This is a genomic window from Clostridium sp. KNHs205 (assembly GCF_000702945.1).
Classification (GTDB): domain Bacteria; phylum Bacillota; class Clostridia; order Lachnospirales; family Lachnospiraceae; genus Anaerocolumna.
The window spans coordinates 1,304,247-1,327,894 of record NZ_JNLE01000005.1 but is presented as its reverse complement, the minus strand read 5'-3'; the positions used below and the strand labels follow the sequence as shown (position 1 = coordinate 1,327,894).

General features: G+C 39.9%; 13 protein-coding genes, 1 tRNA gene and 3 rRNA genes. 11 read left to right on the top strand and 6 right to left on the bottom strand.

The window, feature by feature from the left end; translation table 11 throughout:
* The first annotated feature begins 17 nt into the window (after positions 1–17).
* The 6 genes from BR73_RS0125215 (at position 18) to BR73_RS0125195 (ending at position 7,984) form a co-directional block, all read left to right on the top strand.
* Entirely contained in the window at positions 18–305 is a 288-nt protein-coding gene (locus tag BR73_RS0125215; RefSeq protein WP_033168527.1) for a hypothetical protein, read from the top strand.
* A complete protein-coding gene (locus tag BR73_RS0125210) occupies positions 295–1,632 on the top strand; it encodes an FtsX-like permease family protein (protein WP_033168526.1) in 1,338 nt (445 codons plus the stop codon). The genes BR73_RS0125215 and BR73_RS0125210 overlap by 11 nt, the downstream gene beginning before the upstream one ends.
* Before the next feature lie 1,265 nt (positions 1,633–2,897).
* A 16S ribosomal RNA gene (locus BR73_RS0125205) occupies positions 2,898–4,431 on the top strand.
* Positions 4,432–4,600: 169 nt separating this feature from the next.
* Positions 4,601–4,718: ribosomal RNA gene (gene rrf, locus BR73_RS0125200) — 5S ribosomal RNA — on the top strand.
* Positions 4,719–4,760: 42 nt separating this feature from the next.
* A tRNA-OTHER gene (locus tag BR73_RS28970) sits at positions 4,761–4,829 on the top strand.
* 223 nt (positions 4,830–5,052) lie between these two features.
* Positions 5,053–7,984 (top strand): 23S ribosomal RNA (locus tag BR73_RS0125195).
* Together the 16S, 23S and 5S rRNA genes with 1 tRNA gene alongside form the textbook arrangement of a ribosomal RNA operon.
* A gap of 783 nt (positions 7,985–8,767) precedes the next feature.
* Here BR73_RS0125195 and BR73_RS0125190 read toward each other — a convergent pair.
* The 3 genes from BR73_RS0125190 to BR73_RS0125180 form a co-directional block, all read right to left on the bottom strand.
* Positions 8,768–10,033, bottom strand: a complete 1,266-nt coding sequence (locus tag BR73_RS0125190) for a hypothetical protein (protein WP_033168525.1) — start codon at positions 10,031–10,033, stop codon at positions 8,768–8,770.
* Positions 10,034–10,614: 581 nt separating this feature from the next.
* Complete coding sequence (locus BR73_RS0125185; RefSeq protein WP_033168524.1) at positions 10,615–11,730, bottom strand: DUF58 domain-containing protein; 1,116 nt, start codon at positions 11,728–11,730, stop codon at positions 10,615–10,617.
* A gap of 4 nt (positions 11,731–11,734) precedes the next feature.
* Positions 11,735–12,685 (bottom strand): MoxR family ATPase, encoded by a 951-nt coding sequence (locus BR73_RS0125180; protein ID WP_033168523.1) that lies wholly within the window; start codon positions 12,683–12,685, stop codon positions 11,735–11,737.
* Positions 12,686–12,974: 289 nt separating this feature from the next.
* On the opposite strand from BR73_RS0125180, the gene BR73_RS0125175 reads away from it, so the two are divergent.
* Positions 12,975–13,427 carry a zinc ribbon domain-containing protein gene (locus tag BR73_RS0125175; RefSeq protein WP_033168522.1) on the top strand — a complete coding sequence of 151 codons (453 nt, stop codon included), beginning with the start codon at positions 12,975–12,977 and terminating at the stop codon, positions 13,425–13,427.
* Positions 13,428–13,710: 283 nt separating this feature from the next.
* Here BR73_RS0125175 and mgrA read toward each other — a convergent pair whose 3' ends face one another.
* Positions 13,711–14,703, bottom strand: a complete 993-nt coding sequence (gene mgrA, locus BR73_RS0125170; RefSeq protein WP_033168521.1) for an L-glyceraldehyde 3-phosphate reductase — start codon at positions 14,701–14,703, stop codon at positions 13,711–13,713.
* 463 nt (positions 14,704–15,166) lie between these two features.
* Here mgrA and gltX point away from each other — a divergent pair, with 463 nt between their 5' ends.
* Both gltX and BR73_RS0125160 read left to right on the top strand, forming a co-directional pair.
* A complete protein-coding gene (gene gltX, locus BR73_RS0125165) occupies positions 15,167–16,630 on the top strand; it encodes a glutamate--tRNA ligase (protein ID WP_033168520.1) in 1,464 nt (487 codons plus the stop codon).
* 4 nt (positions 16,631–16,634) lie between these two features.
* Complete coding sequence (locus tag BR73_RS0125160) at positions 16,635–18,650, top strand: ATP-dependent helicase (protein WP_033168519.1); 2,016 nt, start codon at positions 16,635–16,637, stop codon at positions 18,648–18,650.
* A gap of 94 nt (positions 18,651–18,744) precedes the next feature.
* Here the strand turns inward: BR73_RS0125160 and BR73_RS0125155 are convergent, their stop codons facing one another.
* Positions 18,745–19,104, bottom strand: coding sequence for a DUF1292 domain-containing protein (locus BR73_RS0125155; protein WP_033168518.1), 360 nt, complete (start codon positions 19,102–19,104; stop codon positions 18,745–18,747).
* Positions 19,105–19,430: 326 nt separating this feature from the next.
* On the opposite strand from BR73_RS0125155, the gene BR73_RS0125150 reads away from it, so the two are divergent.
* Positions 19,431–20,156: a hypothetical protein gene (locus tag BR73_RS0125150; RefSeq protein ID WP_033168517.1), complete on the top strand. Its 726-nt coding sequence runs from the start codon at positions 19,431–19,433 to the stop codon at positions 20,154–20,156.
* Between the two features lie 155 nt (positions 20,157–20,311).
* Entirely contained in the window at positions 20,312–22,675 is a 2,364-nt protein-coding gene (locus BR73_RS0125145; protein WP_033168516.1) for an ATP-dependent DNA helicase, read from the top strand.
* Positions 22,676–22,685: 10 nt separating this feature from the next.
* Here BR73_RS0125145 and BR73_RS28965 read toward each other — a convergent pair whose 3' ends face one another.
* Positions 22,686–23,558 carry a VanZ family protein gene (locus tag BR73_RS28965; RefSeq protein WP_033168515.1) on the bottom strand — a complete coding sequence of 291 codons (873 nt, stop codon included), beginning with the start codon at positions 23,556–23,558 and terminating at the stop codon, positions 22,686–22,688.
* Positions 23,559–23,648: the final 90 nt, after the last annotated feature.

Sequence of the window (23,648 nt, the reverse complement as noted above, 5' to 3'; positions counted from 1 at the left end):
CAGAAAGGAGATTAGCCATGATAATAGAAATGAATCAAGACCTGGGAGTACAGGTGTTTTTAACAAATAGCACTGCACTCATGGCAACATCTGAAATAGCCGTTAGCGGTTCTGATGGAGGATATAACGGCGATTTAACAGGAGATATGGGAACTGGAATGGGAGATGGAGCCAAAGATCCGCTGCTTTCCAGCTGGCCTTTCGTAATCGGAATTTCTTTTCTGACTCTTGCTGTTAGTGTAACAATTGGTATCCTGTTGGCGAAGCGTAAAATAAAAAAAGGGATAGAGCTTTATGAAGATTAGTGATTTAATCAAGATAGGCTTACGGAATCTAAACCGCAGAAAAGCAAGAACACTTCTGACAGTAATGGGTGTTGTTATTGGAACGATCTCCATTGTGGTTATGATATCAATTGGTATCGGTATGAAGAAGAATTATACCCAGCAGGTTATGGAGCTTGGAAGTCTGACAACGATTACGGTTAACAGTTCAGGCGGTTATGTAGATGATAAGGGTAATTATACCTCTTTCAAGACAGAACCTATGAATGATGAACTAGTCAATAAGATAATGGCTATACCTCATGTGAAGACTGTTGTACCACTTATATCTACTTCAGCTTACTTAACCAGCGGTAAATACGAAACGAATATACAGCTATATGTAATTGACAGCAGTTATATGCCGGCCATGGAATTTCCCGGAGTTACAATGGGAGCTTTGCCAACACCTGAAAATAATAAGCCTATTGTTTTCGGAAGTGACGCCTTAATGAATTTTTATAATCCATATTCAAGAAATTATGATTCTAAGCAGATTGATATTACCAAAGATAAGGTAAACTTTGGGTTTAATCCTTATCAATACCAAATGGATCCTAAGAAAAAAGCATTTTCCGTTAAAGTGGAGCAATATGCTGTATTGGAGAAATCAAATAATTATGAGTTTGATTACTTCGGTTATATGGATATTAATTATTTCAGACATTTATATCAGAAATATGTCAGTACATTAAAGGCAGAAGAAAGAAAGAAGGCCTTATCAGCTGTTGCTAACTACAGTAATCTAAAAGTAACAGTTGATAACTTTAAAAATGTGGAAGAGGTGCAGGAAGCCATAGATGCTCTTGGATATCAGACGGACAGTCTTGCAAAACTGATGGCACCTATGCTAAGCACTGCAAATATGCTGCAGATGGTACTTGGGGCAATTGGTGCGGTATCCATGCTTGTATCCGCTATCAATATAGCTAATACCATGATAATGTCTATTTATGAGAGAACGAAGGAAATAGGCATTATGAAAGTATTAGGATGTCTGGTACGTGATGTAAAGAAGCTTTTCTTATTTGAAGCCGGAATGATTGGTCTTATAGGAGGTGTGGTAGGTATTACCTTAAGCTATATAGCCTCTTGGGCGATTAATAAGTTTGGCGGACCGCTGTTCCAAGCACTTATGTCTACTAACTATATGTATAATCCGGAAAACAGTAAGTTTTCAGATATTCCCCTATGGTTGCCTTTAGTAGCAGCAGGACTGTCAATGCTGGTAGGAATTTTATCAGGTTACTATCCTGCAAGTAGAGCTACAAAAATAAGTGCTATCGAAGCAATGAAAACAGACGGTTAATTAAAGACTTTAAAATATAGTACATATAAAATATAAAATGTAAAGACATGTTAAAGGTATAAAGTAATTAAAAATATAACAAATTAAAAGATAAAAACATAAAACATAAAAACATAAAAACATAAAAACATATTGAATACCAAAAAGGAAAAACATAATTATTAGGTTCATTCTTTATGTTGTATGATTATTGAAAGCTGCTTAATTAATTTTGCATATAAACTTAAATAGATTTACTGAATATTGATGCTTTACTGTATCAAAAAACTGGGGCATAAATTTTAGGTAAATATTTGAGAATATGTAAAATGGGTATTAAGCAGTTTTCTCTTTATACTCATTAGTGTATGAAGGGATTTATCATCAATTTTTATTGGCTCTGTGTCAATGGTTGGTTGGGGTGGGATTCTTTGAATCCCGCTCCATTATTATATTTAGAGTCATTTTTATTCACGATTAATCGATTAAACAAGTTAGAGTTATTGTAGTTGTTTGTATCGTAGTTCTTTCATGTTAAGTAAGGGACTTACTCATTAATATATATGCTCCTTCATATACCAATCACATGACTTGACACATTAAAATAATGAAGAATAAAATCTACACGAATAATGGAAAGAGTATTATTTATAGTAAAATGAGGAGGGGTGCAAAATTTCAATACGATAACTTAACAAAATAAATGATAATTTGATAAAAAGTGATAATTTGCGGTTGACATATGATTGTAAAAATGTTATTATTAACTTCGCTGCTTATAAAGTGGCAAAACACATAACATTATTTTAGATTAATTTCAGAATATAAACATTATTGTATTAAATAATTAAACAATTAATAAAGCATTGATAATTATGAATACTGCTGAAATAAACTGATAAAAAAACTATAAAATAAATGTTGACAAACAATAAGTACTATGATATAGTAATAAAGCACTGATGAGTTGCTGACATAAAGAAACTGAGTAAGCAAGAATAGCTGCTGAAAATTAACTGATTAGCCGCTTGAAAGAGCAAATTGAACATTGATAACTGAACAGTATAACAACCCTGAAATTTTCTTATAAATTTCATTCAGGATTTAGGACTCCGGTCTTAATGATTGAAAAAGAACAGTACCAGAAATGGTACAACCTTAAAACAGTAAAAAGTAGTACAACTTATGTTGAACTACCGGAAATTAACGATTGTTTGAATTGGATTTGCGAAGCAAATCCTAAGATTCTTAAACAGCCAATGTTAATTCTGAAAATGATTAAACTTTAATTTGAGAGTTTGATCCTGGCTCAGGATGAACGCTGGCGGCGTGCTTAACACATGCAAGTCGAACGGAGTTTATAAGCGGAAGTCTTCGGATGGAAGCTTATGAACTTAGTGGCGGACGGGTGAGTAACGCGTGGGTAACCTGCCTTACACAGGGGGATAACAGCCGGAAACGGCTGCTAATACCGCATAAGCGCACAGTGCTGCATGGTACCGTGTGAAAAGATTTTATCGGTGTAAGATGGACCCGCGTCTGATTAGCTAGTTGGTGGGGTAATGGCCTACCAAGGCAACGATCAGTAGCCGGCTTGAGAGAGTGAACGGCCACATTGGGACTGAGACACGGCCCAAACTCCTACGGGAGGCAGCAGTGGGGAATATTGCACAATGGGGGAAACCCTGATGCAGCGACGCCGCGTGAGTGAAGAAGTATTTCGGTATGTAAAGCTCTATCAGCAGGGACGAAAAAATGACGGTACCTGACTAAGAAGCCCCGGCTAACTACGTGCCAGCAGCCGCGGTAATACGTAGGGGGCAAGCGTTATCCGGATTTACTGGGTGTAAAGGGAGCGTAGACGGTGATGTAAGTCAGATGTGAAAGCCCGGGGCTCAACCCCGGGACTGCATTTGAAACTATGTTGCTAGAGTGCAGGAGAGGTAAGTGGAATTCCTAGTGTAGCGGTGAAATGCGTAGATATTAGGAGGAACACCAGTGGCGAAGGCGGCTTACTGGACTGTAACTGACGTTGAGGCTCGAAAGCGTGGGGAGCAAACAGGATTAGATACCCTGGTAGTCCACGCCGTAAACGATGAATACTAGGTGTTGGGGGTCAAAAGACCTTCGGTGCCGTCGCAAACGCATTAAGTATTCCACCTGGGGAGTACGTTCGCAAGAATGAAACTCAAAGGAATTGACGGGGACCCGCACAAGCGGTGGAGCATGTGGTTTAATTCGAAGCAACGCGAAGAACCTTACCAGGTCTTGACATCCCTCTGACCGGATCTTAACCGATCCTTTCCTTCGGGACAGAGGAGACAGGTGGTGCATGGTTGTCGTCAGCTCGTGTCGTGAGATGTTGGGTTAAGTCCCGCAACGAGCGCAACCCTTATCCTTAGTAGCCAGCAGTTCGGCTGGGCACTCTAGGGAGACTGCCAGGGATAACCTGGAGGAAGGCGGGGATGACGTCAAATCATCATGCCCCTTATGATCTGGGCTACACACGTGCTACAATGGTGACTACAAAGGGAAGCAGCCTCGTGAGAGTGAGCAAATCCCAAAAAGGTCATCTCAGTTCGGATTGTAGTCTGCAACTCGACTACATGAAGCTGGAATCGCTAGTAATCGCGAATCAGAATGTCGCGGTGAATACGTTCCCGGGTCTTGTACACACCGCCCGTCACACCATGGGAGTTGGAAATGCCCGAAGTCTGTGACCCAACCGTAAGGAGGGAGCAGCCGAAGGCAGGTTCAATAACTGGGGTGAAGTCGTAACAAGGTAGCCGTATCGGAAGGTGCGGCTGGATCACCTCCTTTCTAAGGAAGTAAGTAGGGGTTGTTTTACTGTTGAGTTATCAAAAAAGTAGTTTTCGCAATGCGTATAACTGCGTGCCGGCAATATAAAACAGCTGGTAAAAAATACAGGTTGACTATAAAACATGTTTTTGTTATTATAAATAAACCTTAAATTGAATAACAAAAAATTTCCGGTGGCGATGCGCTTATGGGACACACCCGTTCCCATCCCGAACACGATGGTTAAGACGTAAGCGGCCAATGGTACTATACTGGAGACGGTATGGGAGAGCAGGTGGCTGCCGGATTATTAAAAAATAACTACTCTGTAGTTATTTCATATAAGAAAAAGGGTTATAGCTTAATTGGAAGAGCAGCTGGTAACAGCAGGCGTGAGTTCAATTCTCATTAGACCACTGTTTCTTAACCTTAAGTACAGACTGTCAACAGACAGTCAGAGTACACATAAGAAAGAAACAAAACAATTGTACCTTGAAAACTACACATTTGATTTGAAGACATCTAATAAATATGCGTTTGTTTTTCTGTCACGCTAGATGGAAAAATGATGCAGACAGAAGAAGCAAAGGAGATTATATCAAATTTGCGGAACTGAAGACACAACAGTCGAAAGACTGCGAAGGTCAAGCTAATAAGAGCGCAGGGTGGATGCCTTGGCACTAAGAGCCGATGAAAGACGTGATAAGCTGCGATAAGCTGCGGTGAGGAGCAAATATCCTTTGACCCGCAGATTTCTGAATGGGGAAACCTGACGGAGAAAACCTCCGTTACTATTAAGTGAATACATAGCTTAATAGAGGGAACCCGGGGAACTGAAACATCTAAGTACCCGGAGGAAGAGAAAGAAAACTCGATTTCCAGAGTAGTGGCGAGCGAAATGGAAAGAGCCTAAACCAGAGGATTTATCCTCTGGGGTTATGGACCGCAACAAGTGAGATGAAAGGTAGCAGAATGGTTTTGGGAAAGCCAGCCAAAGAGAGTGAAAGCCTCGTATGCGAAACCGGAAGTCAGCGAGCGGGATCCGAAGTACCACGAGACACGAGAAACCTTGTGGGAAGTCGGGGGGACCACCCCCCAAGGCTAAATACTACTTAGTGACCGATAGTGCATAGTACTGTGAAGGAAAGGTGAAAAGAACCCCGGGAGGGGAGTGAAAGAGAACCTGAAACCCTGTGTTTACAAGCTGTGGAACACCTATTTACAGGTGGACCGCGTACTTTTTGTAGAACGGTCCGGCGAGTTACGTTTACTGGCAAGGTTAAGAGTTTAAGACTCGGAGCCGAAGGGAAACCAAGTCTGAATAGGGCGAATAAGTAGTATCCTTACGGAAACTACGAGTCAGTAAAAGTAGACCCGAAACCGGGTGATCTACCCATGTCCAGGTTGAAGCTGCCGTAAAAGGCGGTGGAGGACCGAACACACATCCGTTGAAAAGGGTGGTGATGAGGTGTGGGTAGGGGAGAAATTCCAATCGAACCCGGAGATAGCTGGTTCTCCTCGAAATAGCTTTAGGGCTAGCCTTGATTTAGTCTGATGGAGGTAGAGCACTGAATATCCTAGGGGGCGTCAAAGCTTACCGAAGATTATCAAACTCCGAATGCCATACAGATGATGATCAGGAGTCAGACTACACGAGATAAGTTGGGTAGTCAAAAGGGAAAAAGCCCAGACCACCAGCTAAGGTCCCAAAGTGCGTGTTAAGTGGAAAAGGATGTGGGATTTCGAAAACAACTAGGATGTTGGCTTAGAAGCAGCCACACATTAAAAGAGTGCGTAATAGCTCACTAGTCGAGAGGTCCTGCGCCGAAAATGTCCGGGGCTAAAACACGACACCGAAGCTGTGGATAGTAGTAATCTAACGATAACTACTGTGGTAGAGGAGCATTCTTAATACCGACGAAGCGGTACCGTAAGGAGCCGTGGAGGGATAAGAAGAGAGAATGCCGGAATGAGTAGCGAGATGAAAGTGAGAATCTTTCAGGCCGAATATCTAAGGTTTCCAGAGTAAAGCTGATCTGCTCTGGGTAAGTCGGGACCTAAGGCGAGGTCGAAAGACGTAGTCGATGGACAACAGGTTGAAATTCCTGTACCTTATAAAAACAGAACTGTGGGGACGCAGAGACAAAGTCAGGGCCGGGTGAGGAATACCCGGTACAAGCGAGGTACCAGTGGAGCAGGAAAATCCGTTCCACAATGGGAAGACGTGATGTGGACCGAAATATAAGTAGGGAAGCTGATGGAGGCACTGCCAAGAAAAGCCGCTATTGTTTTTTATAAGCCCGTACCGTAAACCGACACAGGTGGATGAGGAGAGAATCCTAAGGCCGACGGGAGAAGCATTGTTAAGGAACTCGGCAAAATGACCCCGTAACTTCGGGAGAAGGGGTGCCTGTAGAAATACAGGCCGCAGAGAATTGGCCCAAGCAACTGTTTAGCAAAAACACAGGTCTATGCAAAACCGTAAGGTGAAGTATATGGGCTGACGCCTGCCCGGTGCTGGAAGGTTAAGGGGAGATGTTAGGAGCAATCCGAAGCGTTGAACTTAAGCCCCAGTAAACGGCGGCCGTAACTATAACGGTCCTAAGGTAGCGAAATTCCTTGTCGGGTAAGTTCCGACCCGCACGAAAGGCGTAATGATTTGGGCACTGTCTCGACAATGCACCCGGTGAAATTGAAATACCAGTGAAGATGCTGGTTACCTGCGCCAGGACGGAAAGACCCCATGGAGCTTTACTCTAGCTTGATACTGGGATTCGGTATTGCATGCACAGGATAGGTGGGAGGCTAAGAAGCGGTGACTCCGGTTGCCGCAGAGCCGTTGTTGGGATACCACCCTTGCAGTACTGGGTTTCTAACATGTGCCCGTGATCCGGGCAGTGGACAATGTCAGGTGGGGAGTTTGACTGGGGCGGTCGCCTCCGAAAGGGTATCGGAGGCGCTCAAAGGTCCTCTCAGGATGGACGGAAACCATCCGAAGAGTGCAAAGGCATAAGAGGGCTTGACTGCGACACCGACGGGTGGAGCAGGTACGAAAGTAGGACTTAGTGATCCGGTGGTATAAAGTGGGATTGCCATCGCTCAACGGATAAAAGCTACCCTGGGGATAACAGGCTTATCACTCCCAAGAGTTCACATCGACGGAGTGGTTTGGCACCTCGATGTCGGCTCATCGCATCCTGGGGCTGTATTAGGTCCCAAGGGTTGGGCTGTTCGCCCATTAAAGCGGTACGCGAGCTGGGTTCAGAACGTCGTGAGACAGTTCGGTCCCTATCCGGCGCGGGCGTAGGATATTTGAGAGGAGCTGACCTTAGTACGAGAGGACCGGGTTGGACTGACCTCTGGTGTATCGGTTGCACTGCCAAGTGCATGGCCGAGTAGCCAAGTCGGGACGGGATAAACGCTGAAGGCATCTAAGCGTGAAGCCCCCCTTAAGATAAGATATCCCATGCGAATGCAGTAAGACCCCTGAAAGACGATCAGGTGGATAGGTTAGAGGTGGAAGTGCAGTAATGCATGCAGCTGACTAATACTAATAGGTCGAGGGCTTGACCTAAGATTAGATGGAATCAAAAAGTGTGTAGTTTTGAAGATACAAATCGAATGAAGGACTGTGAAGGTCTTATAAATAGAAGAAAAGCCAGTGGTTCAGCTTAGTAGGTTGAGTTCACAGGCTTTTTTGTATATAGATTATAGATAATACTTTATAGTGGTAAGGCATGTGTCTGTACCCCCTGATCACTGGTTCATATCTGGTTGTCTTTTTAACAGCAGAAATAGAAGGTTGGTTAATATGGTTAGTAAAATGATAAAATGTCTTACTTACTAGTCCCGATAGAGCTTATGAGCTGCTAAACGTGATAGAACTTATGGTTTACTAAGCGTGATAGAGTTTATGTGCTGCTAAGTGTTAGAGAACAATTTGTTAAGCTTTTTTGATGTATAAAACAAAAGAGAAGAATTTATTCTAAATGATGAAATAAAAGGTAACATATAATTAATTTCGCAAATCTATTTAATAATAGATTATATCAATAAAAATTAATCTTTGTTTATTTACAAAATAATTAAATTTAGAAAGCTTTAATCCACAAAATAATTAAATTGAATGGTTTTAATCCACAAAATAATTAAAATGAATGTCTTTAATCCACAACCGGGTTTTATTTATAAACAAGGTATAATCAGCAGGGTAATAAAGATAAGTATGCACATTTTATCTTTATATAAATTGAAATGAATTCAGGAAATATATTCGGTAAATTATTCATAATATTTATAAGTAAATAGATTTAAGAATAAGATATAACAATCCATAACAATCCTTTCTTCCCCTTCTCTAATGAATAAGTTTTTTAATTTCAATTAAATCTTTCTTATCACATTCATCTTTGGCATATCGTGCTTTCTCATAATAGTAGGCGATGGCTTCAGCCTTATTATTTTTGCTATCCTCCTCTAACTTCTTTTCTTTGAGAATAAATTCTGATAGCTCCAAAGGAGTTGCTGAAATGGCAGGCGGAGAAGATGATTTATTTGATATAACAGCTTTGTAGAATGCTTTTCTTATTTTATCACTGTAAGTCTGGTTCCTAAGAAGGAAGAAACTCTTTTTGCGAGTATGAAGGCCATTTGCTTTAAGTTTTTCTCTTTTATCAAAAGGAGATAAGAACTCCGTATTATCTCGTAATAGATTCCTTTTATCCTGATAAAAAGCCTGATATAGTTTATATACTGCATAAGATAGAAGCGCGAGCAAAGCGGCAATGGTTACTATAGCTAGAAGCACAGTGAGTATTTTTTGAATATATTCCATAAGTGGTGACGCTGGTGCAGGAGGTTCTTTAAAATCAAAATCATCCAAGGTATAGTTTGGTCGCTCATCATTTTGTGGCAAAACATTATTATCAGATTCTCGAATAAATGAAAATATCCAACGAAGGAAGGAAAGAACTCCATTTTTAAGAAACGAAACGAAGCTTCCCAGAGGCAGCCTTGTAAAGCTTACCATACAGACTAGCACAATACCCAGAAAAAATATGATAAAGGTATGATTGGCTGCTTTAATCTGACGAAAAGGTACATTACTTGTTTCCTGCTGCAGGCTGAAGTATTGCTCGAAATTAATCAGATAACTGTTTATAAAATAAAGAACAATAAAGAGCAATGTCAGTTGAAATAAAAAGGTGTTTAGGTAAACCAGTTCTAACTGTGTATTTATGGCTATCAGCAGAAGGAATACAAATAGTAGGGAGGGACTGCTATTTTTCCTGCGCAGATTTTCTTCTTTTAATCTTTGAGCCAATCCAAATATGGTTACAAATAATATATAGACTGGAAATAATATTTTGGTAAGCAGTGACGGGCTTAACAAAAACACTGTTGCTATAAGAAAAAGATGTATCAGCAGGAAGGACCAAATATGTTTCAGCTTATTTCTTATGGTATAGGACAATAATAGCCCGGTAAGGGGAATTAAGGCTAACGCCCACAGGTTTGATATTTGGAAAAACAGTAGTATAGTACCCATGATTGCATAGACAACCATAAAAGACATTATATGGTTAAGAAGGTCAATGGTAACGTGATATATTCGATTATTCATGAGTTTGCTCCATTCTACAGCATGCTGATGGTTCTATAAATATAGTATAATTCATAATAACTAAGTAAAGTTGATAGATAGAAAGTTAACAAAGTCGGTTGAGTAAATGAGTCAGTATAGCATATGAGTCAGTATAGCATATGAGTTAGTATAGCATATAAGTCAGTATAGCATATGAGTCAGTATAGCATATGAGTCAGTAGAGCATATGAGTCAGTATAGCATATGAGTCAGTATAGCATATGAGTCAGTAGAACATATGAGTCAGTAGAGCATATAAGTCAGTAGAGATATAAGTCAGTATAGCATATAAGTCAGTATAGCATATGAGTCAGTAGAGCATATGAGTCAGTAGAGCATATGAGTCAGTAGAGCATATAAGTCAGTAGAGATATAAGTCAGTAGTGTAAATGAATAAGTATAGTAAGTAAGTTAACAAGTAAATAAATTAAATAGCTCATAAGCAAACTCATAAAATGGCGTAAAACACCGGAGGAGATTTATAATAGTCAATTGTTAAAACAGGTACCAGGACTAAAGTGTAATGGTAAAAAAGAAAGCAATATTAAAATCTAATTCGTTTAGTTTTTTGACCAGATGGTTGTTTTGGTTTTAAGCTCATCACGGATTACGGCAGTAATATCATTATTAATAGGAAGAATCCAAAGAAAGTCGATTTTTGCAGCTAGCATTTGGCATAATAAGGATTGGTAATCGTCTTTCTGATAAGTTGAAATGATTATGGTATAATCATTGGTTCCGGAAAGACATTCATTTTCCATATATTGTACAAAAGGAAAGGCTTTCTTGTTTGTATCCAAAAGGCTCAGCGTTTTGTTAATCGCATCCATGTGATGTATTCCTGAGCCTGGGTTTATGGTGTCACTAGCTTCTCCTCTTATATTAAGGCAGTTGGTATGAAAGGAAACCGGGATACCCTGAGCCAGGAATCTGCTGGAAAGACTGGCTGCCAGACAGATGCTTTCTTCTTCCAGGCCTTCTTGTCTTAAAGTGGTTTCCTGCTCCAGATTCAACAGTATTTTTACCTGGAAGGAAGAGGTGTAATTATATGCATTTACCTGTAAATCACCAGTCTTTGAGGAGGCCTTCCAGTTAATAGACTTAAGTGCATCATAGGGCTGATATTCTCTGATGCTTCTGAATTCAAAGGGATCCTCATTTGTAAAACGTTTTGTTAATACCATTCCAAGCAGATTCTTAAACAGAGCATCCAGGCCTGGTACCTCAAGAGGTTTTGGATAAACATAGAGAGTGATATTCTGAGACCAGCCCTTTACCATTTCAGAGGATATGAATAGATTAGAGCAGATAACATCCGCTCGGTCAACAAAGAAGTAACCACGATGCTTTACCTGAAAAGGAAGCTGCCTGGTCAGTCTTTGATACATCATAAGGGAGAGGATATCACTTCTGTAATAGTTATCAGTAATATTAGCATTTTCCAGATCTGGAAAGGTAAAGTACCGGGAGGTCTTAAATTTAACTTTCAGTAAAGGAAGAGGTAGCAGTTTACGATTCGTAATAGTTTCTACCAGTGTAAGCTCTTCTCCAGCTACAACAGTATCCTTTGATAAGTGAAGTTCTACTGTAAGATTTTTATCCCAGAATTTACGGTAAAGGTATTTCTGGAGTATATAGATGAGATAGGCAGCAATAGCGGCGGTAACCAGTTCCATGGTATTACCTCCCTTTAAAATCTTCCGTAGGAACAGGAACAGTATCTATAATACCTGTCAGCAATTCTCTGGCGGCCTCAATTCTTTGGAAGGAAGTCTTTAATACCAAACGATGAGAGAGGACAAAAGGAGCAAGATACTGTATATTTTCAGGAATGGCATAATCTAATCCCTTTAGAGCACTGTAAGCCTGAATGGCTCTTAAGAAGGATAGACTGCCTCTGGGACTTACACCTAATGCAATGTCTTTGTGGTTTCGGGTTCGTTGAACCAGTTCAATTATATACTCCATTAAGGAAGGGTGAACGTATACCTTTTTGATTTCCTCCTGTAAAGTAAGCAGTTCCTCTTTTGTACATACAGGTAAGAGGTTCTCAAGAGGAGAGGCATTGATAAAGCGGTTCAGCAAGGATACTTCCTCTGTCAGGGTTGGAAACCCCATGGAAAGCTGCATAAGAAAACGATCTAACTGTGCTTCCGGCAACGGAAAGGTGCCCGCAGTCTCAACTGGATTCTGAGTGGCAATTACCAGGAAGGGTTTCTGCAAGAGATGAGTAACACCATCAATTGTTATCTGCCTTTCCTCCATACACTCTAATAAACTGGACTGTGTTCTGGGGGTGGCTCTGTTGATTTCATCTGCCAGCAGTATATTAGTTAATACCGGTCCTTCTCTGAACACAAAATCACCTTGTTTCTGATTATAATAGTTGATACCTGTAATGTCCGATGGTAGCAGATCCGGTGTAAACTGGATTCTTTTAAAGTCCGCTTTAAGAGATTTTGCCAGAGATTTGGCTAATACAGTCTTACCTGTACCGGGAACGTCCTCCAGTAATACATGTCCATTGGCCAGGAGGGACGTTAGAATAAGGTCAATCACATTGCTTTTTCCTACAATTACTTTCTCAATATTTTCTTTTATAGAATTAACTTTCTGCTGTAATTCTGACATTTTGTAACCCCTTTTACTTGAAATAGTTGATGGTGTTGTTGGATTTAATTAATATAATAGCTTAGTTTTATTGAACTCAGATAAAAAAAAGTTAAAATAAATATGGAAGGCTTCTATATATTCAAACAGTAAAAGTCTATATATCTATTTAATAGTAGCATAATGGAAATAAAATTCCAATCTAATAATGAGCTTTTGTTTTCGATCTTCCTATGATATAATTGCAGACAAGCTCACATATATAAAGACCGAGAAATTATTTATAACCGGTGAGAGAAAGGGTGATTTTATGATATGTAAATCCTGTGGCAGAACGATAGATAATGAGAATTCAAATTTTTGCTTTTACTGCGGAACCTCTTTAAAAGAAGGGAGAGAAGGTGATTTTGTATCAGGTCCTGTATCGGGAAACCAGGAATATAGTAAAGGTATAATTAACAGTACAACAATAGCTGATGTAAAAGATGGAGAAAAGCCATTATCTATGTCCAATTGGCTGGGATCTATGATGCTTCCATTTATTCCGATTATCGGAGGTATAGCATACATAATTATGCTGGTATATTGGGGCTTCGGGGGGAAAGCTCCTGCAAGTAAAAAGAACTGGGCAAGGGCGAGCTTAATAGTAATTGCTGTTTCTCTTATTCTGTTAGTATTTTATTTTAGTGTAGGGCTGCAGCAGTTAGAGGCATCGGGATTTGATGTAAATAGTTATATGCAGCAGTTTATAGTTAATCCTTGAATATGACTCTGCCTGCATTATTTTCTGGAGGTTACATTGTTTGTAAACCTTGTAATAATAGAACCGCACAAAGGCTATAGCTTCTCTGACTGATACCCGGGTTTTTCAGGATATTTTTCTAAAAGGAAGTCCAATGAGCGGTTCTATGAGTTATATTTTGGGTTTAATTTACCAAGATATCATTAATTTTCATTATTCTTGTTTTAATATCCGGAGACATCATTAATTTTCTTTATGTCTTGTTAAATTTCCCAAAACATCATTAATTATCTTCAATTCTTGTTTAATTTCCTAAGATATCATCAATCTTCTTTAATTCTTCGTCTGTAAAGGAAAGATTGTTTAAAGTTCCTACATTTTCTACGATCTGAGATGCTTTGCTGGCACCGATTAAAGCAGTAGTAATCTTACCTCTTCTAAGTACCCAGGCAAGAGCCAGCTGAGCCATACTCTGTCCACGCTCTTTTGCTATCAGATCTAATTGTCTTACCTTATTAATCTTATCTTCTGTTACGGAATCCTCCTTTAAGAAAGGACTATTGGGATCGGCTGCTCTGGAGTCCTTCGGAATACTGCCAAGATATTTATTGGTAAGCAGGCCTTGTGCTAAAGGACAAAAAGCAATACTTCCTACACCGTGCTCATCAAGCACCGGTGATAAATCCTCTTCAACCCAGCGATTGAACATACTGTAATTGGGCTGATGAATCAGAAGAGGAGTTCCAAGCTCTTTTAAGATCTTAACAGCTTTGTCTGTCTGTTCACCGCTGTAGTTGGATATACCTACATAGAGAGCTTTGCCGGAACGTACAATATGGTCAAGTGCCATCATTGTCTCCTCAAGTGGAGTATTGGGATCCGGTCTATGATGGTAGAATATATCTACATAGTCCACACCCAGTCTTTTAAGGCTCTGGTCAAGGCTGGAGATAAGATACTTTCTGCTGCCCCAGTCACCGTAAGGACCTGGCCACATATAATAACCGGCTTTGGAGGAGATTAAGATTTCATCGCGGTAAGGTTTTAATTCATTTTTTAGAATTTTTCCGAAGTTTTCTTCAGCAGAGCCCGGAACCGGACCGTAATTATTTGCAAGGTCAAAGTGGGTAATACCATTATCAAAAGCAGTTGTTACCAGGCTGACCATATTATCGTATACGTTAACGGAACCAAAATTATGCCATAATCCAAGGGACAAGGCAGGAAGTTTAAGACCGCTGTTACCGCAGCGATTATATACCATGGTCTCATAACGTTTCTCATTAGCTTGATACATATTCTAATACACCTCGATTCTTAAGTTTAAAGGAGCTTATCAAATCTGAATAAAAAATGGACACTCCCTTTTATAGAATCATATAACGGAAGCTTATGTATTTCAAGGTATTATATTATACTTAATTTATCAGTAGTATGATATTTTACATTGTTTATGGCTCTGAATTCCTTGCATATGAGAAGGAGCGATACAAGATTGAGTAGCAGGCAGATTTAAACACTACCTTAATAAGCCTCTCTGATAAGAACCTATTCTGGGAAAGACATAGAGGAATTGTAATAAACAGTATGAAAAAACCCATGAATCGTATTGACAGGGGCAGAATCATGTTTTATATTTAACATTACAATGTGCCTTTTATGGGCGGATATTGTCAGGAATCCAATACCGGACGAAGAATAAGTCAAAATACGTATAAACAGACAACCGTTTAAAAGGTAAGGAAAAGGAAGGAAACCATATGAATAAAGTTAGAACCAGATTTGCACCCAGTCCCACCGGAAGAATGCACGTGGGAAATTTAAGAACTGCTCTTTACGAGTATCTTATTGCCAAACATGAAGGAGGAGATTTTCTTCTTCGTATTGAAGATACAGATCAGGAACGTTTTGTAGAAGGTGCAACGGAGATTATATATAATACTTTAAACAAAACAGGACTTATCCATGACGAAGGACCGGATAAGGACGGCGGCTGCGGTCCCTATGTACAGAGTGAGAGACAAGCCAGCGGTATCTATTTAAAATATGCAAAAGAGTTAATTGATAAAGGTGAGGCTTATTACTGTTTTTGCACCAAAGAGCGATTAAGTACTTTAAAAAGTGTGGTTTCCGAGACCGAAGACAAAGAAATCATAAAATATGACAAACATTGTTTACATTTAAGTAAGGAAGAGATAGAAGCTAACCTGGCAGCCGGCCTGCCATATGTAATTCGTCAGAACATGCCTTTAGAGGGAACAACTTCATTTACAGATGCAATTTATGGTGAGATTACAGTAGAAAATTCAGAGCTGGATGATATGATCCTAATTAAATCGGATGGTTACCCTACTTATAATTTTGCGAATGTAATCGATGATCACCTGATGGATATTACACATGTAGTAAGAGGAAATGAATATCTGTCATCTACACCGAAATACACCAGACTCTACAATGCATTTGGCTGGGAAGAGCCGGTATATGTTCATTGCCCTCTGATTACAAATGAGGAGCATAAAAAGCTCTCCAAGAGAAGCGGACATTCTTCTTTTGAGGATTTATTAGAGCAGGGTTTTGTAACCGAGGCAATTGTTAACTTTATTGCACTTCTTGGATGGAGCTCAGGTACCAATGAAGAGCTATTTACTTTAGAAGAGCTGATTAAAGAATTTGATTATACTCATATCAACAAGTCACCTGCAGTATTTGACATGGGCAAATTAAGATGGATGAATGGTGAGTATATTAAAAAGATGGAGAATGAGAAATATTATGAGCTTATTCTTCCTCATATCAGAGAAGCGGTGAAGAAGGATTATGATCTGAAGAAGATTGCCGATCTGGTTAAGACACGTATTGAGACACTTCTGGATGCAAAGGATATGATTGATTTCTTTGATGAGCTTCCGGATTATGATGTGGCAATGTATACCCATAAGAAGATGAAGACGGATACAGAAATCGCGCTGAATGTTTTGACGGAGCAGCTGCCGCTTTTAGAGACACTGGAGGAGTTCAAGATTGAAACCATTGAGAAGACAATTATGGCCTACATTGCAGAAAAAGGCATCAAGAACGGAACCGGTTTATGGCCTCTTCGTACCGCAGTATCCGGCAAGCAGTCTACTCCGGGAGGTGCCTACGAGATAGCTGAAATCCTTGGTAAAGATGAGAGCTTAAGAAGAATCCGTATCGGTATTGAGAAATTAAGACAGGGTTAAGCCTATGGAAATAAATCAGTCGCAGCTTGCGGCAATCAGACACAATACCGGGCCTATGATGGTACTTGCAGGGCCCGGTTCCGGTAAAACACTGGTAATAACCAGAAGGGTTCAGGAGCTGATTGAGCATTATGGAGTGAATCCGGCCAATATTCTGGTTATTACCTTTACAAAAGCAGCAGCAGAGGAAATGAAGGAAAGGTTCTTTAAACTCACCGGGCATAAGGCACCGGGAGTGTCCTTTGGAACCTTTCACTCTGTATTCTTTACCATACTTAAGTATGCCTACGGCTATAATGCCTCTAATATTATCAGAGAGGAACAGCGCTATAGCTTTATAAAGGAAATCATACATAACATGTCTCTTGAGGCACCGGATGAGAAGGAATTCTCAGAAGAAATCCTCTCAGAAATCAGCCTGGTGAAAGGTGAGAGGCTGAATCTGGAACATTATTATTCTGTAAACTGTTCTGAAGATAATTTTAAGAAAATCTACCAGTCATATGAGAGTAAGCTGGCAGCTTCCAATCTCATAGATTTCGATGATATGCTGGTGTTATGTTTAGAACTATTGACCCAGAGACCGGACATTCTGACTTTGTGGCAGAATAAATTCCAATATATCTTGATTGATGAATTCCAGGACATTAATAAAGTTCAATATGATGTAATCAGACTTCTGGCGGGGCAGTTAAACAATTTATTTATCGTAGGAGATGATGACCAGGCTATTTATCGTTTCCGTGGTGCAAAGCCGGAGATAATGCTTAACTTTGAAAAAGATTACCCTGATTGCAAGAGAATTGAGTTAAGATATAATTACCGCTGCGGCAGTAAGATTGTTCAATGTGCCTCGGCGCTGATAAAGAATAATAACAAAAGGTATGATAAGGAAATCAAATCTGCTACGGGAAAAGGCGGAGAGGTAGCCATCCGCTCCTTTGAGAACTTAAAAACGCAGAACCTCTCAGTGGTAGGGGAAATACTGAAATACAATCAGGAGGGTATTCCCTATTCTCAGATTGCTGTATTGTTCCGAACGAATATTCAGCCAAGGGCCCTGGTAGAGAAAATGATGGAATACAATATCCCTTTTCATATGCGGGACAGAATACCAAATCTCTATGAACACTGGATAGCCCAGGATATTATAGCCTATATCAAGCTGGCAGCAGGAGAGATGGAGAGAAGGCATTTCCTGCAGATTGCTAACAGGCCCAACCGCTATATAAGCAGAGAATGTATGAAGGAGCAGCAAATAGATTTTCTGATGCTTCGTAAGTTCTATGGGGATAAGGACTGGATGTTAGACCGTATCGATAAGCTTGAGTATGATTTGAATCTGATCAGGAATATGAATCCTTATGGAGCAGTTACTTATATCAGACGAGGTGTGGGTTATGAAGAATTCACTGCCGATTATGCCAGGCTAAGAAATTTAAAGTCCGAAGAGTTAATAGAAATATTAGATGAACTGGCAGAGAGTGCAAAGAATTATGATACCTTTGACAGCTGGTTTCGTCATATGGATGAATATAAAGAGGAACTCAAGGTAAAAGCCAGGGAAGCCAGAGAAAATAATACAGATATGGTAACTCTTGCGACTATGCATAGTTCCAAGGGACTTGAGTATAAGGTAGTATTTATAATAGATGCCAATGAAAGTATTACACCTTACCGAAAAGCAGTCTTAGAAGCAGACATGGAAGAGGAGAGAAGGCTTTTTTATGTGGCAGCTACCAGAGCAATGGATTATCTTCATATATATTCCTCCAAGGAAAGGTATAACAAGGAACTCACTATATCAAGATTTATTGGAGAAATGCTCCTTGACCGTGATACCCTTACCCCGGGAACCCTTGTTGAGCATAAAACCTATGGGAAAGGGCAGATTACAGCCAGGGATGCCGGAAAGATCAGTATACACTTTGAAGAAAAAGCCGTTACCAAAACCATGAATTTGGATTATTGTATACAAAACAGATTATTATCTGTACGTTCAGATTCGGATAAAGAGTAAGTAGAGAAATGTGAAAAGCGAGCGAAATTACGCATAGTAGTATTGGAACTAAAAAAGCCGCTGCAGGATTATCAATTCCTGTAGCGGCTGTAATTTACTCTTCTTCTTCGTCCTCTTCATCATCGAACATTTCATCAAATTCTTCGCTGTCCATTAACTCATCAAATGCTTCTGAAACAGCTTCGAACTCTTCATCATTTTCAATATTGATAAGTTCTATCTCATCGTTATCATGCTCAATGAACTGATACAGGAAGATTTCGCCTTCTTCTTCACCATCATTGTCAGCAGGTACAAGTGCGATATAATCCTTTTCTCCAACAGGGAATATACAAAGAACTTCACATTCTAATTCACTGCCGTCATCAAGTGTTAAAGTTACATTCATATGCTCATGCTCATGGTCATGATCATGTCCGCAGCCGCAATCATGGCCGTGTACGTGTTCGCTCATTTAAAATACCTCTCTTTCGATATGCCTGTTCTATTATGGCATAAAATATTAATACAAGATCTTAGCCTTAATTCAGGGTGTGGAAAATGCTCCGCGTTTATTCACATCTGGCTCCTTTGCATTACACTTTGACTTTAACAGATAACCTGTTAAATTGCAAGGTAAAGTTCAGTAAAAATATAGATATATTTTTCTTAAAAGATATTGACAATATATTAAAATAGAATAAAATAGACAATAGATTTGGCTGGAGTAAACAACCCGCAAACAGGCTTGACATAAGGGTGTTTGCGGCTTTTGGGTGAGGGAGAGGAGAGAGTTCTGAAGTGACCAATGCTAAGGGCAGCAGCAGACCGTCAGATAATCGAAATAACAATAGGTACGAGCAGAATATCACAGGCAGGGATAAAAGCACAGATAAAGGTACGGATAAAAGAAATAACGGAAGTTTTACAGGAACCGGCACTAGTGAGCGCAGACCGATGAATTCAAACTGGAAAAATAGCGGGACAAAGGAACAGAGGGCTCCGGGTACAGGATATCAGGGAAACAGAAATAATAATACCGCGAAACCCTATGGGAATTCTAATCGTGAGAATAATACAGGCAGAACCTCAGGTGATCCCAGGAATTCTAACCAGCCCAGAAGTTTTGATAATTCCTCCAGGGGAAAAAATTCCGGAAAATTCATTAATGACAAAAAACCTTACAGACCCTATAGCAGAGAAAATTTTCGTCCTGGGTACGGCTTTAACAAGGACGAGGAGGAAGAAAATGATAAAAAGTTTGGGAAGGTTAGGCACCAACGTGGAGATATAAAAGGAAGAGATCCTCAGAACAAAGAGAAAGAGCCTCAGCCGGATAAATTAGAGACCTCCAAACGTCTTGAAAAGGAAAAAAAGGTTCTGGAGAGAAAGAATCAGGAAATGGAGAAGGAAAAACAGAATAAGCCCTCCATGAAAAAAAGAAGAACCGGTAATATAAATTGGACAAAAGGCTATACAACAGGACTTTACGGAGATGATGATGAGGATTATACAGAATACTTCTAAGAGATAAACCTGCGAGAGATGCAGTATCACCGTTACCTGATAGCCCAAATAAATAAACTACCTTAAAAAGCATCTTTGCAGATTTATTTAAGAAGATGCTTTTCGTATTTTAGATTTTTAAACATTAACTGTCAGGCATGGATTGAGAGGTATAAATGAGCAATACGGCAGAAATCATTAAAATATCAGTCAGGAACCTTGTAGAATTTATTATGCGTTCAGGGGATCTGGATAACCGGACCGGCGGCAGAAAAGAAGCAGAAGCTATGCAGGAGGGAAGCAGGATTCATCGGAAAATCCAGAAACAGATGGGAAGCAACTATACAGCAGAGGTACCCCTTAGCATAACTCTTGATATAAGCCTGGAAGAAATTGATTTCCAGCTTGTAGTTGAAGGACGGGCAGACGGAATTCTAAAGGAAGAGTCTGAAACCGTAATAGATGAAATAAAAGGTATGTACATGGACTTAAGCTATCTGGAAGAGCCTATATCCGTACACCGGGCACAGGCTATGTGTTATGCCTATATCTATGCTCTGCAGAACAGTCTGGAGAGCATAGGGATACGCATGACTTACTGTAATCTGGATACAGAGGATAAGAAATACTTCAATGAGACCATTGCTTTTACAGAGTTAAGTACCTGGTTTGAGAAGCTCACCGGTGAATATATTAAATGGGCTTACTGGCAGATTAAGTGGAACCATAAAAGAAATGACAGCATCAAGGAATTGGAGTTTCCATTTACCTATAGAGACGGACAAAAGAAGTTGGTATCAGATGTATATGTGACGCTACTTCGCAGTAAGAGACTTTTTATAGAAGCACCTACCGGTGTGGGTAAGACCATATCTACTGTCTTTCCTGCTATCAAAGCCATGGGAGAGGGACTGGGGCAGAAACTGTTTTATCTGACTGCCAAGACCATAACCAGAACCGTTGCAGAAGAAACAAAACAGCTTCTGACAGAGAAGGGACTCTTGTTAAAGGCTGTCACTATAACTGCCAAAGATAAAATCTGTATATTTGATAAAGCAGACTGTAATCCGGTTAGCTGTCCCAGAGCCAAAGGACATTTCGACAGAGTAAATGATGCTGTTTATGATCTGCTGGTCTCAGAGGATGATATATCAAGAGAAAAGCTTCTTCAATATGCAGAAAAGCATCAGGTATGCCCTTTTGAAATGAGCTTAGATACTACCACCTGGTCGGATATGATTATCTGTGATTATAATTATGTATTTGATCCCAATGTATATCTGAAACGCTTTTTTCAGAACGACAAAAAGAATGATTATATCTTTCTCATAGATGAAGCCCATAACCTGGTGGACAGAGCCAGGGAAATGTATAGTGCCCAGCTTTACAAAGAGGAATTTCTTCAGGTTAAAAGACTTATAAAAGGAAAAGATAAAGCACTGGAGAAGGCACTGGATACCTGTAACAGTGACTTGCTGAAGCTTAAGCGGGAATGTGATGACCTGAAGGAATGGGAAAACGTTTCTGATTTTGTAATACATCTGATGCACCTTATGAGTAAATATGAGGATTTTCTCACAGAGCATAAAGAATTTGAAGGAAAAGATGAGGTGCTTCTGACTTATATGAACATCCGTCACTTCATTAATATATACGATGTCTATAATGAGAAGTATATTACTTATACCGATTACAATGAACAGGGAGACTTTCGTATTAAGCTGCTGTGTCTGGACCCTTCCGGCAATCTTTCTGTAAGGCTTGACAAAGTAAGAAGTGCGGTGTTCTTTTCCGCTACCTTTCTGCCTATAAGGTATTATAAAGAACAGCTGGGCGGAAGAGAAGAAGATTATGCTGTGTACGCTCCATCACCTTTTCAGACCGAGAACCGGCTGGTTGCCGTGGGAATGGATGTCAGTACAAAATATACAAGACGAAATGAAAAGGAATTTCTTAAAATAATTCAATATATCAAAGACTTTACGGATAGCAGGCAGGGCAATTACATGGTCTTTTTCCCGTCTTATCAGATGCTGTTTCAGGTGGAGGAGCTGTCCAAAGGTATTCTTGATAATGTAATAGTTCAAGGAACCTCTATGACAGAAGAAGAGAAGGAGATTTTCTTAAATGATTTTAGTCTGAACCCGGATACCTCCAGAATCGCTTTCTGTGTTATGGGAGGCGTATTCAGTGAAGGAATCGATCTGAAACATGACCGTTTAATCGGTGCGGTGATCGTGGGAGCCGGACTTCCTATGGTAAGCGGGGAGAAGGAGCTGTTCCGAAAATATTACCAGGAGACGAAAAACAGCGGATTTGAGTATGCATACCTGTATCAGGGAATGAATAAAGTGCTGCAGTCTGCAGGCAGGGTCATCAGAACCACGGAGGATAAGGGAGCAATCCTTTTATTGGAGGAACGATTTCTGGACAACCGTTATCAGGAATTGTTTCCAAGAGAATGGTTCCCTTACCAGGTGGTTAGAAAAGACGAAATTAAAGATATTATGATGAAATTCTGGCAAAGCCATGGATTTTAAAATTTATCTATCAGAAGCGCAGAGAGCTGCTATAGGAACGCCGACGGTGGCTCTCCAGGAAATTTTCACCTTTATAGTCGTCATAGATTCTGTTAAGCAGATGATAGCAAAGCCCTCCAACAAAACCTCCCAGCAGTCCATATAATACATCCTCAAGATCTCCTTTCCCAAGCTGCAGTAAACGCTGAAGAACTTCTGCCACAACAGGGAAGAATAACAATAAAGCAAAACGGACAAGCCTGGTATTTCGTCTTGCTGTCAGAACAATAAAAAATCCGTAAGGCAGATACACAAGGATTCTGTCTGCCAGGAAGGAGAGTATCTGAGACAGGGTAAGCTCCTTGTCCAAGAAATCCGTAATAAAACCGGCAAGAGTAAGGAAGGGCACAAAATTCACCGCTTTTAAGTCAGACTGGTAGCTGTTGTCTGTATTGTTAAGGAAAAGCCAAAAGCAAAGAAATACGGAATATAAAAGGAGGAATACAATACTGCTTCCAATAAAGTAGCCTTTAAAGTTGGTAAAGCGGGTACTTTCATCCATTAAATTTCGAAAGATACAGTAAAGGACGCAAAGTCCCCAATGAATGGCGGGAAAGAGGAACAGCAGGGGTGAAAAGGTAATAAAGTCGGAGCCATTACCTGTATGAAGAAGAAATAAAACAATACCCCATATTAATACGTGGAGGAGCTGATAGCTAAAGCATGCCTCAAATTGATACCCCAGAGTTAAAACCACATGGGTGATAATAAGAGCCATCAAACCGGTTATAATAAAGGTAACTGGTGAGAGCTTAAAAAAATAATAAGCTGCAAATTCAAGAACAATGGTAAGTATACTGAATAGAATAACGGCGGTAGTGGTATGTGATGTACTTTTAGGCATATCAGGCACCTTCTTTCTGCTTTCGTATGTTTATAAGAACCTATTGTTATATAAGTTGATCTTATTAGCAGCCCTTTTATGGATGGAAGC

Excerpts from the sequence above, each read along its gene's own strand:
- BR73_RS0125215 (WP_033168527.1), top strand. The coding sequence starts at position 18 with ATGATAATAGAAATGAATCAAGACCTGGGAGTACAGGTGTTTTTAACA.
- BR73_RS0125210 (WP_033168526.1), top strand. The coding sequence starts at position 295 with ATGAAGATTAGTGATTTAATCAAGATAGGCTTACGGAATCTAAACCGC.
- BR73_RS0125190 (WP_033168525.1), bottom strand. The coding sequence starts at position 10,033 with ATGAATAATCGAATATATCACGTTACCATTGACCTTCTTAACCATATA.
- BR73_RS0125185 (WP_033168524.1), bottom strand. The coding sequence starts at position 11,730 with ATGGAACTGGTTACCGCCGCTATTGCTGCCTATCTCATCTATATACTC.
- BR73_RS0125180 (WP_033168523.1), bottom strand. The coding sequence starts at position 12,685 with ATGTCAGAATTACAGCAGAAAGTTAATTCTATAAAAGAAAATATTGAG.
- BR73_RS0125175 (WP_033168522.1), top strand. The coding sequence starts at position 12,975 with ATGATATGTAAATCCTGTGGCAGAACGATAGATAATGAGAATTCAAAT.
- mgrA (WP_033168521.1), bottom strand. The coding sequence starts at position 14,703 with ATGTATCAAGCTAATGAGAAACGTTATGAGACCATGGTATATAATCGC.
- gltX (WP_033168520.1), top strand. The coding sequence starts at position 15,167 with ATGAATAAAGTTAGAACCAGATTTGCACCCAGTCCCACCGGAAGAATG.
- BR73_RS0125160 (WP_033168519.1), top strand. The coding sequence starts at position 16,635 with ATGGAAATAAATCAGTCGCAGCTTGCGGCAATCAGACACAATACCGGG.
- BR73_RS0125155 (WP_033168518.1), bottom strand. The coding sequence starts at position 19,104 with ATGAGCGAACACGTACACGGCCATGATTGCGGCTGCGGACATGATCAT.
- BR73_RS0125145 (WP_033168516.1), top strand. The coding sequence starts at position 20,312 with ATGAGCAATACGGCAGAAATCATTAAAATATCAGTCAGGAACCTTGTA.
- BR73_RS28965 (WP_033168515.1), bottom strand. The coding sequence starts at position 23,558 with ATGCCTAAAAGTACATCACATACCACTACCGCCGTTATTCTATTCAGT.